This window comes from Methanobrevibacter sp. UBA412 (genome assembly GCA_002495685.1).
GTDB classification, from domain to species: domain Archaea; phylum Methanobacteriota; class Methanobacteria; order Methanobacteriales; family Methanobacteriaceae; genus Methanobrevibacter_A; species Methanobrevibacter_A acididurans.
Genome location: DAGJ01000021.1, coordinates 220,515 through 235,215 on the forward strand (window position 1 = coordinate 220,515; position 14,701 = coordinate 235,215).

Annotated in this window: 16 protein-coding genes; 6 read left to right on the top strand and 10 right to left on the bottom strand. The window is 26.3% G+C overall.

Going from position 1 to position 14,701, the window contains the following annotated elements:
• Positions 1–21: 21 nt before the first annotated feature.
• The 3 genes from BP997_RS06535 to pyrH form a co-directional block, all read right to left on the bottom strand.
• On the bottom strand, positions 22–345 hold the full coding sequence (locus BP997_RS06535; protein ID WP_413825139.1) for a YbjQ family protein: 324 nt from the start codon (positions 343–345) through the stop codon (positions 22–24).
• Positions 346–437: 92 nt separating this feature from the next.
• Positions 438–629, bottom strand: coding sequence for a DUF2116 family Zn-ribbon domain-containing protein (locus tag BP997_RS06540; RefSeq protein ID WP_409198646.1), 192 nt, complete (start codon positions 627–629; stop codon positions 438–440).
• 29 nt (positions 630–658) lie between these two features.
• Positions 659–1,336 (bottom strand): UMP kinase, encoded by a 678-nt coding sequence (gene pyrH / locus BP997_RS06545; RefSeq protein WP_413825136.1) that lies wholly within the window; start codon positions 1,334–1,336, stop codon positions 659–661.
• Between the two features lie 271 nt (positions 1,337–1,607).
• Here pyrH and prf1 point away from each other — a divergent pair, with 271 nt between their 5' ends.
• The 4 genes from prf1 (at position 1,608) to BP997_RS06565 (ending at position 5,620) form a co-directional block, all read left to right on the top strand.
• Complete coding sequence (gene prf1, locus BP997_RS06550) at positions 1,608–2,837, top strand: peptide chain release factor aRF-1 (protein ID WP_409198648.1); 1,230 nt, start codon at positions 1,608–1,610, stop codon at positions 2,835–2,837.
• Positions 2,838–2,893: 56 nt separating this feature from the next.
• Positions 2,894–3,115 carry a hypothetical protein gene (locus BP997_RS06555; RefSeq protein WP_409198649.1) on the top strand — a complete coding sequence of 74 codons (222 nt, stop codon included), beginning with the start codon at positions 2,894–2,896 and terminating at the stop codon, positions 3,113–3,115.
• Positions 3,116–3,425: 310 nt separating this feature from the next.
• Complete coding sequence (gene gdhA / locus BP997_RS06560) at positions 3,426–4,760, top strand: NADP-specific glutamate dehydrogenase (RefSeq protein ID WP_409198650.1); 1,335 nt, start codon at positions 3,426–3,428, stop codon at positions 4,758–4,760.
• 554 nt (positions 4,761–5,314) lie between these two features.
• Positions 5,315–5,620 carry a hypothetical protein gene (locus BP997_RS06565; RefSeq protein ID WP_409198651.1) on the top strand — a complete coding sequence of 102 codons (306 nt, stop codon included), beginning with the start codon at positions 5,315–5,317 and terminating at the stop codon, positions 5,618–5,620.
• A 61-nt stretch (positions 5,621–5,681) separates the two neighbouring features.
• On the opposite strand, the gene BP997_RS06570 is transcribed toward BP997_RS06565, so the two are convergent.
• The 6 genes from BP997_RS06570 to BP997_RS06595 all read right to left on the bottom strand — a co-directional run bounded on the left by BP997_RS06570 (position 5,682) and on the right by BP997_RS06595 (position 12,315).
• Positions 5,682–6,296, bottom strand: a complete 615-nt coding sequence (locus BP997_RS06570) for an orotate phosphoribosyltransferase-like protein (protein ID WP_409198652.1) — start codon at positions 6,294–6,296, stop codon at positions 5,682–5,684.
• A gap of 35 nt (positions 6,297–6,331) precedes the next feature.
• Positions 6,332–7,282 (bottom strand): Gfo/Idh/MocA family protein, encoded by a 951-nt coding sequence (locus BP997_RS06575; RefSeq protein ID WP_409198653.1) that lies wholly within the window; start codon positions 7,280–7,282, stop codon positions 6,332–6,334.
• A 216-nt stretch (positions 7,283–7,498) separates the two neighbouring features.
• The gene (gene hemC, locus BP997_RS06580; protein WP_409198654.1) at positions 7,499–8,368 is read right to left on the bottom strand and encodes a hydroxymethylbilane synthase; all 870 of its coding nucleotides are present in this window, start codon (positions 8,366–8,368) and stop codon (positions 7,499–7,501) included.
• A 57-nt stretch (positions 8,369–8,425) separates the two neighbouring features.
• Positions 8,426–9,916, bottom strand: a complete 1,491-nt coding sequence (cfbE, locus tag BP997_RS06585; protein ID WP_409198655.1) for a coenzyme F430 synthase — start codon at positions 9,914–9,916, stop codon at positions 8,426–8,428.
• A gap of 32 nt (positions 9,917–9,948) precedes the next feature.
• Positions 9,949–11,823, bottom strand: a complete 1,875-nt coding sequence (locus BP997_RS06590) for a bifunctional NADP phosphatase/NAD kinase (RefSeq protein ID WP_409198656.1) — start codon at positions 11,821–11,823, stop codon at positions 9,949–9,951.
• A gap of 33 nt (positions 11,824–11,856) precedes the next feature.
• Positions 11,857–12,315 carry a pyruvoyl-dependent arginine decarboxylase gene (locus BP997_RS06595; protein WP_413825133.1) on the bottom strand — a complete coding sequence of 153 codons (459 nt, stop codon included), beginning with the start codon at positions 12,313–12,315 and terminating at the stop codon, positions 11,857–11,859.
• 343 nt (positions 12,316–12,658) lie between these two features.
• On the opposite strand from BP997_RS06595, the gene BP997_RS06600 reads away from it, so the two are divergent.
• Both BP997_RS06600 and speB read left to right on the top strand, forming a co-directional pair.
• Positions 12,659–13,066 carry a translation initiation factor IF-5A gene (locus BP997_RS06600; RefSeq protein ID WP_409198658.1) on the top strand — a complete coding sequence of 136 codons (408 nt, stop codon included), beginning with the start codon at positions 12,659–12,661 and terminating at the stop codon, positions 13,064–13,066.
• A gap of 121 nt (positions 13,067–13,187) precedes the next feature.
• Positions 13,188–14,099: an agmatinase gene (gene speB, locus BP997_RS06605; protein ID WP_413825130.1), complete on the top strand. Its 912-nt coding sequence runs from the start codon at positions 13,188–13,190 to the stop codon at positions 14,097–14,099.
• 19 nt (positions 14,100–14,118) lie between these two features.
• On the opposite strand, the gene BP997_RS06610 is transcribed toward speB, so the two are convergent.
• Positions 14,119–14,646, bottom strand: a complete 528-nt coding sequence (locus tag BP997_RS06610) for a nitroreductase family protein (protein ID WP_413825127.1) — start codon at positions 14,644–14,646, stop codon at positions 14,119–14,121.
• Positions 14,647–14,701 lie beyond the last annotated feature (55 nt).

Consider the following 14,701-nt stretch of genomic DNA (forward strand, 5'->3'; position numbering starts at 1 on the left):
ATAATCCCAATTTAAAAAAAGTTATTTGTATGATATTGCTGTACCGTAAGCAGTAACTAAAATTGTATTTCCCATAGTTCCTCCAAGATTATTATAAGATATTTTAAGCCCAATTATAGCATTAGCTCCTTTTTCAGCAGCTTTTTCTTTCATACTACTTAATGCTATTTCTCTAGCTTTTTGAATTTCTTCTTCATATTTGGAGGTTCTTCCACCTACTACATCACGAACTCCGGAAAATAAGTCTTTATAAACATTAGATCCTATTAAAGATTCACCAGTAACTAAACCATGATATCTTAAAATCTTTTTATTCTCTAATGTGTTTGTTGATGATAAAATCATTTTTTATTCTCACCTAATAATGAATTATTTTTTAGTTTTTAAATAAAAAAGTTTAATAATTAAAACCATTTTAAAACAAAAAAAAGATTTTTTTATCTTAAAAAGGTCATGTATGCCCATATTCCAACAAAGACAAGTATTAATACAAAAATTAAAACTCTAGATTTTCTTCCTTGTTCTTGTCTCATTTTAATAACTTTATCACAATCTGGGGAGCATGTTTTTTCATTCATTGGTATTGGGGTTCCGCATACTGGACAATGTTTATGTGGTTCTACTGCCATTTTATCTTTTCTCCTTTTTTTTAATATAATTATTCTGAAATTACTTTTGTTCCAATTTTTTCGCCATTAATGGCTTTTATCAAGTTTTTAGGATCATCACCATTACAGATTACAGTTTCTAGTGAGGAACGTTTAATCATTTGTATTGCTGTCATGTCAAAAAATTCATAAGTTCCAGCTTTCACATCTTTTCCTTTAATAAATTCCATCATATCACTTGCAGTAATTTCATTAATTAATTCTGCATCACTAAATTTGTTAGGATCTTTATTATACATTCCATCTACAGAAGTTAAGTTTACTAAAAGGTCTGCTTTAACATATTCTGCTAAAATAGCTGCAACTGCATCAGTACTATGAGCAGGTTCTGTTCCACCCATAACTACTATTTTTCCACTTGAGGAATATTCTAAAGCTTCTTGGAAGTTGTGTGGGACTTTTTGATATGCTTTATTTTCTAGTGCAGAAAGTAAAAGTTTTGCATTGATTCTTGTTACTTCTATACCTATATCATCACATTTAGCTTCTCCACACTCTAAATCTCTAACAACTTTTATATATTCTCTTGCAGGTTTACCTCCACCTACAACAATAAATAATTCATGTTCTTCACTTAGTGATTTTAATATTTCAGCATATTCTTTAAATTTTTTTGAATCAAATTCTTGTATTAAAATTGATCCTCCAATTGCCGCTACTATTCTCATTTAAATCAAGTCACCCGTAATTTTTTAATAAATTATATTTAAATATAAAATTTTTTTTATCTAAATAATTTAATAATCTATTATATTTATTTAAATCATGATATTTAAATATTAAAATAAAGTATTGAAATTTTTATTAAATTATATATCTAAGTAAGTACAAATAGTATTAATATTATATGATTTTAAATAATATATTCAAAAAAATATTTTTTTAACATTTTAATTAAAAATTAATCATTTTAATCATTTTAAATATGGAGTGAAATAATTGTCAGACGTATCTTCAAAAGAATTATATGAATTTAAAAGAACTTTACGAGAGTTAGGTGAAAAAAAAGGAAGAGGTACTGAATTAGTATCTGTTTATATCCCTCGTGATAAACAATTAAGTGATGTAGGAAAACAAATGAGAGATGAACTTGGACAAAGTTCTAATATTAAAAGTAAAACTACTAGAAAAAATGTTCAATCTGCGATTGAAGTAATAATGCAAAGAATAAGATTATTTAAACATCCTCCTGAAAAAGGTTTAGTACTATTTACTGGAATGATTCCAAAAGGTGGACCTGGTACAGAAAAAATGGAAACCTTTGTTTTTGAACCACCTGAACCGATACAAACATATTGGTACATTTGTGATAATGTTTTCTATTTAGAACCTTTAGAAGAAATGATTGAAACAAAAGAGGTTTATGGTATCGTAGTTTTAGATAGAAAAGAATCTACTATTGCTACTTTAAAAGGTAAAAAAATTGAAATTTTAAAACATTTAACTAGTGGTGTTCCAGGTAAACATAAAGCAGGAGGTCAATCACAAAGAAGATTTGATCGTGTAATTGATTTAGCTGCACATGAATTTAAAAAAAGAATTGGGGATCATGTAAATCAAGCTTTTTTAGATATTGAAGATTTAAAGGGTGTTATTTTAGGTGGACCAGGTAATACTAAGGAAGAATTTTTAAAAGGTGAATATCTTCATTATGAAATTAAACAAAAAGTAATAGCAACTATTGATACTTCTTATACTGGAGAATTTGGAATTCGTGAAATCATTGATAAATCCATGGGAATTTTAGATGAAATGGATGTAATGAAGGAAAAACACATTGTTCAAGGATTCTTAAAAGAATTAATTAATGAAAAAGGTTTAGCTTCTTATGGGGAAGATGAAGTTAGAAGAAATTTACGAATTGGAGCGGTAGATACTCTTTTATTATCTGAAGATTTACGTTCTGAAAGAAAAACTTACCAATGTCCTGTTTGTGAATTTCAAATAAGTAAAACCATAAAAAATGGTGAAGCTGATGAAGAATTAGTTTGTAAAGAATGTAATGAGAAAATGAAAATCATTAAATCTGAAGATATTATAGATGAACTAGTTTTACTTGCAGATGAAACAGCCTCAAATGTAGAAATAATATCTACTGAAACTGAAGAAGGAATGCAATTATTTAGAGCTTTTGGTGGTATAGCCGCTATTTTAAGATATCATATATAAAATTGAAAATATTTTTATAGTTTGAAATTAAATTAATAAACAGTGGAGCAACAAATATGAAATTGGTTGAAGAGGAAATTATTAAAGGAAGATTTTCAGTTCTTGTGAATAATAAAGTTATTGATGTGGATAGTACAAAATTAGGATCAACTCGTAAAGAAATATTAAGTTCTATGAAAGAAATTGTTGATGAATATGATGAATTTTTCATTCCTGGAACTATAATGTTAAGTGATAAAGCTACTTTTCATTTAAGAATGCAAGAATCTTGTGAATAATTTTTTATTATAAAATTTAATATTCCACTTTCAATATTTTTTTAATTTTTATTTTTTTATCATATTTTACTATTTTTTGAAAATGAGTTTTTTCCAATATTTTTTTTATTTTTCTAAGAATTTTTTTATTTTTTTATTTTTTAATGAGTATTTTATCCATTGATTTTTTTATTTTTCTAAAAATTTGTCAATTTGTATAAAATAGAATAGTATAAAAGTTATGAAACTATACATAATATTAAATAATTAAATTATACTGAATATTTTTTAATTATTAATTTTAATAACATAAATTCAAATGGAGGATATTATGTCATACGTTGATGAGGTAATTAGCCGTACAATAAAAGAAAATCCTAGTGAAGTGGAATTCCACCAAACTTTAAATGAAGTATTAAAATCAATTGAAGTAGTGGTAGATGAAAATGAAGATGCATACAGAAGAAATGCTGTATTAGAAAGATTAGTAAACCCTGAAAGACAAATAAAATTTAGAGTCCCTTGGGTAGATGATGAAGGTCAAGTACAAGTAAATACTGGATATCGTGTACAATTTAACAGTGCATTAGGACCTTATAAAGGAGGACTTCGTTTCCACCCTTCAGTAAACATAGGAATTATTAAATTTTTAGGATTTGAACAAATATTTAAAAATGCATTAACTCGCCTCCCAATAGGTGGAGGTAAAGGAGGATCTGACTTTGATCCTAAAGGAAAATCCGACAGAGAAGTTATGGCATTTTGTCAAAGTTTCATGACAGAAGTATACCGTCATATCGGAGATACTCAAGATGTACCTGCAGGAGATATTGGAGTAGGTGCAAGAGAAATAGGTTTCTTATTCGGTGAATACAAAAGAATCACAAAAAGATTTGAAGGAGTATTAACTGGAAAAGGATTATCATTCGGAGGTTCTTTAGCTAGAACAGAAGCTACAGGATATGGATTATTATATTTAACTAATGAAATGTTAAAAGCAAATGGTCAAAGTTTAGATGGTAAAACATTATCCGTATCAGGATCAGGTAATGTAGCAACATTTGCAATACAAAAAGCACAAGAATTAGGAGCTAATGTCGTATCTGCTTCAGATTCATCTGGATGGATTTATGATCCGGAAGGAATTGATCTTAAATTATTAAGAGAAATTAAAGAAATTAGACGTGGAAGAGTTAAAGAATATGCAGAAGAAAGAAAATCTGCTGAATACCACGAAGGTACAGGAGTATGGAGTATTAAAGCAGATGTAGCTTTACCATGTGCTACTCAAAATGAATTAAATCTTGATGATGCAAAAGCTTTAGTTGATAATGGTGTTTTCGCTGTAGCTGAAGGTGCAAACATGCCTACTACTTTAGATGCTACAAATTATTTACTAGATAATAACATATTATTCGCACCAGCAAAAGCTGCAAATGCAGGTGGAGTAGCTGTATCCGCACTTGAAATGAGTCAAAATGCTGAAAAATTACATTGGAGTTTTGAAGAAGTAGACAACTTACTTAAAAGAACAATGGTTAATATATTCTCAGACTTAGATTCTACATCAAAACAATATGATGCTGAAGGAAACTATGTATTAGGTGCAAATATTACAGGTTTCAAACGTGTTGTTGATGCAATGAATGCACAAGGAATCGTTTAAACACAATTTATATTTAGGTGAACATATAATCTTTTGTTCACCACTCACTTTTTTTATTAAAAAAATTGTTTTAACTTTAATAATTCATTACTTATATTAATGAAACAATTTTTTATTAGATAGATTAAATTTAAAAAATTTAATATTTTCAAAATTAAAATAATTATATAATTTAATTAACATTAATGTTTAGCTTTTTTCTATGTTCTTTTTTATTATTTGTAGAACAAAATTACTTAATTTTTATTTTTAACAAATATTTTATTATAAAGTTAGTATTTTTTGAATTTTTGTATTGTTCGTTAAAAATTTCATTAATTTTAAAAAAAGAATTTGTATAATTTTAAATTTTTAACGTTCAATATAGTTCCCCACGTGCTTTAGTTTATTAAAAAAATACAATAAAAATTAAACATAATTATTATGTTGTTTAATTTTTAAATCGTATTACATTACTTTATATACTACTTTTTCCTTATGTATATACAAAGTTAAATAAAAACTTTAATTCATTGTTAGTTTAAAAATTTTGAAAAAATAAAAGGAAGAATAAAATGAAGCAAGGATATTACTTTACTGGAAATGAAACTTTTAAAATTAACCCAAATATGATAAATGAAATAAAACAAGATTACATAAATGGAAAAGAAACCAAATCTTTACTATTTAAAAAATATTATCGAAAATACAATATTGATCGATTTACTTTTATAAATATAATCGAAGATATTAATCAAGAATTAGGAATAAATAAAAGAGTATCTATTAATAAAAAAGCCATTAAATTAATGGATTCTAAAATGGGAATGAATCAAAAACCTAATTATTATAATCCGTCCAATTTTAACAAAAAATATTAAAAATAAATAAATTTCAAGAAATAAAAAAAAGTAAAAAATAGTAAGTAAAAAATTATTAAATTTATAATTTACTTACTTTTATTAAGGATTCTACAGGAACTCCTTCTACTTCTGAAAGGCCTGCTTTATCAATTAATACAGTACAAGCAATTGGTTCAGCACCATGGTCTCTAACTGAATTAATCACTTCTCTCATAGTTTTACCACTAGTGATGACATCATCAACTATAACAACCTTTTTTCCTTCAACAGATCCGAAATTGTTACTTATAGCTCCTTCACCGTCTCCGTTGTTATCTACTTTTTTGTGTTTATTTGGATGATATACTGCTAATGATGTTTTTTTACATGCCATATCTTCTATAAAATCTGCCATTAAAACTGAAAATGGTATACCACTAATAGCTACTCCAATAACAGTATCAATTTCACCATGAGTCATTGCCATATCACCTAATGCTGCAGATATATATTTAAGTCGTGATGAACTTGCACCTAAGCTTTTCCAATTTATAGCAAAATCTGCTGGTTGTTTTATTTCTTTTTTTTCGTCAGCTTTTTGGAGAGTCAACCATCTTGCAGTATCCATAGAAACATTAAGTTCATCTGCAATTTCCCCAGTAGTGAATCCATGGCTTCTAAGTTCACTAGCTCTTTTTATAAGTTTTGTATTCATCGAATCACTAAGTTAAACTTTTATTTATGATAAATTTAAATTTTATCTAATGGTATTGGTATGTGTTCTTTAGAAGATTTATTTGCAGCTAAAACCATTCTAAGTGCGTTAAGACCATCTTCACCAGTTATTACTGGTTTTTCATTATTAACAACACATTCTAAAAAAGAACTTAATTCCTCTTTTAAGGGTTCTTCGTGTTTTATTTGGATGTCTTGAGCAAATTTACCATGAACATCAATACTTTGATCGATATAATCTACTGAGATAATACCATCAGTTCCTGTAATTTCAATTTGTCGACGTTTGTAAGGTGTTAACCAATTTACTTCTAATATTCCAGTTACATCTTCAAAATTTACCATGATTTCAGCATGGTCTTCATATTCACATTTATCAAGAATACTTCCCATAGTTGCATAAACTTGTGATACTTCTTCATCAAATAAGTAATACATTACATCTAAATCATGTATAGCTAAGTCTATTGCTACTCCTACATCTTTTATTCTTGGTGGGAATGGTCCTACTCTTTTAGCAGATGCAGATACTACATCTCCAATTACATCATTTTCAATTAATTCTTTAGCTTTTTGTACTGCTGGATTAAATCTTTCAACATGTCCAGTACTTAATATAACCCCTTTTTCTTTTGCAGCTTTAATCATTCCTTCTGCTTCTTCTTCAGTGAATGCAATTGGTTTTTCTACTAAAACATGTTTTCCATGTTCTATAGCTTTCATAACCACATTATAATGATGTGTGGTTGGTACACAAACACTAACAACTTCAATTTCAGGATCATTTAATAAGTCTTCAATATCATTATAACCTTTGGTATCATATTTTTTACACACTTTCTTTAAGGTTCGTTCACTAACATCTGATACAGCTACAAGATTTGCATTTTCTAGTCTGTAATATACACGGGCATGGTTATAACCCATTGCTCCAACACCAATAACTCCTACATTAACAGTTCTCACAATCATTTCCTCCAAATTTTTTTTTAAAAAATTTTGAATAATAAAATTTTTAAGTATCTTTGACTAAAATTTTTAACTTAAATATTATATTAATATATAAATATATGTTCTATATTAAATTAACCATTCATCCATTATACTTTTTATTTATTTAAATAATTTAATATGTTCAGTTTATACTAAGTTTTTTTAACATTATCCCTATATTTAAAAAAATTAAATGTATTCTATCATTTCTCGACCAATTTTAACCCCTATTTCTTTCGCATCTTTAATAGAACCACTAACAGAAGATTTATATAATGTATCCCCTTTTTTATCTAATAATATAGAATTAAGTACTAATTCATTATTTTTCATTGAAGCTATAGCTCCTAATGGCCATTGACATCCTACACCTACTTCTTCAAGGATAGTTTTTTCAGATAACACTTGTTGGAAACTAATATAATCATTTAACTTTTGAATTATTTCCTTTTTGTCTGAATCTTTTCTTGCAATAATAGCAATTGCTCCTTGTCCTGCTGCAGGATAAATGTAATCTGTTGGAAATACCTTTTTAATATATTTAGTTAAACCTAAACGTTTTAATCCAGCTTCAGCCATTATTGTAGCATTAACTTCTCCTTTTAATACTTTTTGAATACGAGTTTCAATATTACCTCGAAGAGGTTTTAATTTAAAACCTTTATTATAATGGTTACAGAAAGCTTCTCTTCTTAAACTACTACTTCCTAATGTGCAACCATCTGATAAATCTTCCCAATTATACTGAGAAATTAAAACTTCATTAGGAGATTCTCTTGAGGGTATGGCAATTATTTCAAGATCCTCATCTAATTCAGTAGGGACATCTTTAAGACTATGGACTGCAAAATCTACTTCTTCTTCTAATACTACTTTGTCTAACTCTTTAGTGAATAAACCTTTAGAATCCATATTATACAATTGAGAATTAGTAATTTTATCTCCCTTAGTTTTTATAATTTTAATTTTAATTTCTTCATTACTTATCTTAGATAATGAGTTATTAATTTCTTCAGTTTGTGCAAGAGCTAATTTGCTTCCTCTAGTTCCAATTATCATCTAATTTCGCCTAAATTTTTATTTTTTTTTTTTTTTTTTTAATTAATCATATAATATTTATCTTTTATTTAAATCAGAATATTTTGAACGATAAATTAACAAAATATTCTTTTTATTCTTAACAACTAAATCAATAGCATCTTTAAAATTTTCAAAATAAGGAATTTCAACTTCCATCTCATTTTTTAAATTCCATCCTAATTCATCAGTTAAGATTAAATCAATACTATCTTTATCAATTTTAACTTTTAATAATTTTATTAATTCTGTTTCATTAATTTCCTCACAAGTTATACCATATTTTCCACCAAGGATAACTACATAATTATCCATATTTTTAATCATATCCATAGAAATTTTTATAGATTCAACATTTAACCCAGGATTAACTTCCTCAATAATCACTTGATTATTAATCTCCCTTTTTGAAGTTCTTCCAGGTATTCCATTAAATTTTTTTAAACCATTTTTAATATCTTCATATTTAATATCTAAAGATAAACAAGATGTTATGGCACATAAAACATTTGAAACATTATGTTTTCCTGGTGCAAATGTTTGAACTTCTAAATTTCCATCAATTTGGTTTCCACTAATTGTTTTCAAATCTTTAAATTCGATGTTTATTATGGTATTGTCTAAAGAATATTTTATATTTTTTATTTTAACTGTGGCATTATCATTTTTTGGATTAGTTGAAAAGGAATTAATCTTTTCACTAAATTTTTCTAATTCTTCAGGATAATATTTTTTTAAAGTTTCATATTCAATAGTAATTAATTTACAATCAAATACTTGTTTTTTAGCTTCTCTAGCGTTAGATGTATTTTTAGCAATAGAATAATTTTCCACTAAATTTGTTAATATACCAATATCTCCTAATCCAGAAACACCCAATGAACTTTCAATAATAACAGATTCATAATTAAATTTTAGATCGTTTTTTTCATCAAATTCAAAATTACATGGAGGATTAACTATTTTTTTACTTAATTTTATTGTTTCAATCATACTTGCAGGAGTTATACTAATATCGTTTTTTAGAATAACTTTCTTATCACCATTAAATATGAATGCTCCAAGACTAGAAAGTAATAATAATTTTTGTTTATATTCTGTTAAAATTTCTTTAAGAATGAAAGCAGTACTAGTTTTTCCTTTCACTCCAGTAATCTCAATAAGTGGAATTTTTTCTTTTTTCCGTTTTTTATTCCAATTTTCTAAAATTAATTTCACTGCTTGATGATGAGTTAAAAAAATATAATTATTATTACTATTATTTTCACCGATAATTTCAGTTTTATTTAATGGGCAATGTATTGGGGAAATAATGAAAAATTTTTCATTTGAGTCAATATTTTTGTTAATTTTTTTAAATTCTTCTAAATTTTTTAGTAATATTATATTATTAGATTCAATTTGAAATTTTTCATTTTCATTTAATGTATTATAAATATCATAAGCATAAATTTCACTAAAGCCTAGATTAGACAATTCTATGCTAATTGTAATTCCACCATGTGTTAAATCTATTACTAGTGCTTTCATTATAATTCAACCAAATTTAAAGTATGTAATGTTTAAAGGCTTCTACTATTTGCACTAATTCCACCTTCATTTAATTTATCTTTAACTTTTTTATAAAAATATTTGTTATTAGTTCTAATGAAAACAACATCTTTTTCAGATTTTTTAAATATTAATTCTTCCATATAATTGATTTCTTTATGGATTTGTCCGTCCATCACATAAACTGCTTTTTTACCTTTCTTTAAAAGTTTTACTCGTATTTCACTATTGTCTGAAACTAAAAATGGTCTTAATCCTAATTTATATGGGCATATTGGTATAATTATAAATCCTCCAACTTTAGGATCTACTATTGGGCCTCCTGCAGACATGGAATATGCTGTTGAACCACTAGGTGTAGATATTATTAATCCATCAGCTCTGAATTCTTCAACCATTTCACCATCAACACTGATTTCGAAGTGTAACATTTTTGCAGGTTTAGCTGTCATAATTACTACTTCATTTAATGCAGGGAATCTTTGGTTTTCATGTGATACTGTTAATTGAGTACGGTTTTCTTTATAATAATCTCCATTTAAAATATGGTCTAAAGTTTCAAATGTTTTATTAACTTCAATTTCAGTTAAAAATCCAACGGTCCCCATGTTAATACCGAATATTGGTATTTCTCTAGTAAGTTGGTTTTGTGTTCTAAGTAAAGTTCCGTCCCCACCTAATATTACGGCCATATCTGTTTTGAAGTTTTTAAGAGGTTGAGATAACTTTTCGAAGTTTATATCAAAGTCAAGATTTTTTAAATGTTCACTTATCTCAGGAGATTCTTCAATGGTTTCTTCTATTATTCCTTTTAGATTAGGATTTATTTTAATCTCTTCTAATTTGTTAGCTAAACTTTCTTCAATAACAACATTAATACCTTTATTAAGTAAGTATTCAATTATTTTCACTGAAAATAACATGGATTTATATTCATCTACTCTACTTACTATTCCTATGCATTTAATGAGTTTAGTTTCATCATTATTAATGATATTAATGATTTTATTATGTAATTCTTGATTACTTGCTGCAATAATCACAGTTCTTTCATAAATGCTTAATTCGTTTGTTAATTTTTCCCCATATTTATTGGTTACTATTGCTCCAGATTCTTCAACGATTAATTTACTTGCAGCGATGTCGATTATTCTACTACCTCTTAAATCTAAGAAAACATCATATTTTCCGCTAGCAATATATGTTAATTCTAAAACTACAGAACCTAAAACTCTCATTCTTCTTGCAGTGTCTATTAATTTACTTGCTGAAAAAGTTTTTGTTTTTGTAAATCCTCCTAATGTGATATTAGTTAAATCAGTTTCTGTGGTGGGTTCCATTTTTTCCCCATTCATTAAAGCTCCTTTTCCTTTAACTGCTTCATATGTGTTACCACTAGAATAATTTTTAACAAATCCTGCTTGAACATCTTCAAGAGTTGCAACTCTACCTTCAGGGACTTCAGCAACTGCTACGGATATACCAAATGCTGGAATGTTTTTTATGGCATTGTTAGTTCCATCAAGAGGATCAATTAAGAAAATATATTTAGGTTTAGTTTCTTCAGATTCTAAATCAGATTCAACTGTAGGAGTATCTGGATTTAATTCTTCAGTAATATGTGCTGGTCTTTGTGTCCCTTTTCCTAATTTTAATTCTCCAATTTCTTCACTTATTAAATAAGAATAAAAATTGGCATTTTTTAAAATTTTTATAACTTCGTTTTCAGCTACTATATCAATATATGAAGTTGGTGTTCCATCAGCTCCTATTTTAACAAATTCTGCAGATTTAGGATTTCCAACATATACTTTTAATAATTTTTCAACATTAGTGATAATTTGTTTTGATATGTTTTCACACATTTTTATTTCATCATCATCCATTTTTGTAATCCTCCTTTTTTTGTTACAAATAATTTATTCAATAATATCATCATTTATGTAAACTACTGAAGCAATAACTGAACCTTTGTTTTCTACTGTATGTGTACTGGTTTCCACAATTAAATCTTTAATTTCCACATTACGTTTATTCATCATATATTTAACCATATTGATTGCTTCTTCTTTTATTCCATCTTCTTTATCATTTATTCCAGTTGTTTCAACTACACAACCTAAACGATCACCTATAGCCACAGCAACACATGCATTTATAATATTACCTTTTTTTTTACTAGTTACTTCAGATAACACACAATTTACCATTGCTCCAGGTTTTAATTTAGGTAATGGTATTAGTTCAGTATTTGGTCCTAACATGCTTGATACTTTTATTAAGTTAACATCACCAATACCTGCTTCACTTAATGCATTATCAAATGCATTTAATTTTGTTGGGCCTTCTGCTTTTCCTGATACAATAGCTATTTTCATTTTTATCAACAATTTTTGTCATGTATAATTTTAAATAATATTTTTTCAATATAATCTAATTATATTTTATATTGATTTAATCTTTATAACTTATTATTAAAATTTATAATCATTTATTTAATTAATATACATAACTTCCGAATAGTTTATATAAAAAGTTAACCTAATATATTATTGTCTAATTATTATAGATTTAGGTTAAAGTAACTATAAATTAAATTCTTATTTTAAGATTGATTCAGAGAAAAAGTATCATTACGTAGTTATAATTTTATTTAACCTAAAAAGATTATTTATGATACTAATTTAATTCAAAAAAAATTATTATAATGAGGTTAAAATAATGGCAACTAAAGTCGTAGAAATTAAAACATTAAAAGTAGGTAAATATATTGTATTAGGTGGAGAAGCATCTAAAATTACTAGTTTAACAACATCATCTCCAGGAAAACACGGAGCTGCAAAAGCAAGACTTGAAGCAGTTGGTGTTTTTGATCATCAAAAAAGAAGTATAGTTAAACCAGTTAACACTAAAGTAGATATACCTATAATTGATAAAAGAGTAGGACAAATACTCTCTATCCAACCTACAACTATTCAATTAATGGATATGGAAAATTATGAAACATTAGACCTTCCAGTTCCAGATGAAGAAGACTTAAAAGAACGTCTTGTTGAAGGTGGAGAAGTAGAATATATTCTCGCAATGGGTAATATGAAAATCATGAGAACTAAAGGAAGTTCTCGATAAATTTTTAAAATAATAAAAATTTTTATAAAAAATTTTATAAAAATTAAATTTTCTTTTTTTTTAATTTTTAATATTTACTCTTTTTAAAAAAATAATTTAAAATATAGGATATTAAAAAAACATGTTATTTAACACTTATGAACCTTGGAAATTTGCATTTGCACAAGAAACTTCTAATTTAGAAGACATAAAAAATCTAAATTTTCATAATTTATCTAAATCAAAACAATGGGGAATAATAGGTGTTCCATTTGATAGTACATGCTCCTATCATAATGGTTCTAGATATGCGCCTCTTGTCATAAGAGAAGCATCTTATGGTTTTGAAAGATTTAACACTAACTTTCAAAAAAATTTAAGTACTATTTTCTATGATTTTGGGGATAGTAATATCATAAATGGAAATTGTAAAAAAACATGTGAAATAGTGGAAGAAAATGTCACTGATTTATTAACCAATAATATATATCCTCTTATTATTGGAGGAGAACATAGTCTTACTTTAGGTTCAATAAAAGCATTAACAAAATATTATAATATTTCTGAAATTACAGTTATACATATTGATGCACATAGAGATATTATAGAATCTTATCAAAATGAGAAATACTCTCATGCCACAATTTTGAGAAGAATCCATGAATTGAATCCTAAGGAAATAATTCAAATTGGTATTAGATCTGCTTCAAAAGAAGAAAATGACTATGTAAAAAATCAGAAAAATATTAAAACTTTCACACCTACTGATTTACAAACAGATTTTAATAAATTAATAAATTATTTAAAATCAATAAAAGGTCCAATATATTTAACTATAGATATGGATGGATTAGACCCATCTATTGCACCTAGTGTTGGAAACCCCACTCCTAATGGTTTAAAATCACAAGATATATCTGAAGTTATGAAAATTATTTCAAAAAAAGAAATTATAGGTTTTGATTTAATGGAAGTAGCAACAAATAAATTAGGAGATATTACTGCAGTTTTAGCAGCTAAATTTATATTAGACTTTTTAACATTACTTCCATAAAATTTTTAAAAACAATTTTTTACCATTTTTCCCAATGAATTTTAGTTTCATCCCACTTATTTTTAATATTCTGTTTTCCTTTTGGATGGCCTATAGCTATTAAATTAAAAGGGATTATGTTTTTAGGTAAATTAAAATAATTTTTTAATTTATTCACTCTCTCTTCAGAGGGATAAATTCCGGTCCATACGCCACCTAAACCTAAAGCTTCTATTGCTAAAAGTATATTTTCTGTTGCAGCAGAACAATCTTCTATCCAATAATCTTCAGAATCTTTTAATGTTTTTTTCATATCTCCAGTAACAATGATTCCAGCTTTTGCATTTTTGAACATTTTTGCATATTCATGTATGTCTGCCATATCGTTAAGTGTAATTCTATTTTGAATTATAATAAAATTCCATGGTTGGAAATTACATGTTGATGGTGCTGCCATACCTGCTTTTAATATTGTTATTAAATCCTCTTTTTCGATTTGTTCTTCACTATATTGTCTAACACTTTTTCGATTAAGTATATTGTTTAATATAATATCTTTTTCATTCATTTATCTCACTAACCTTAAAAGTTTTATCAAAAGATAAAATTTTATATAATACTTT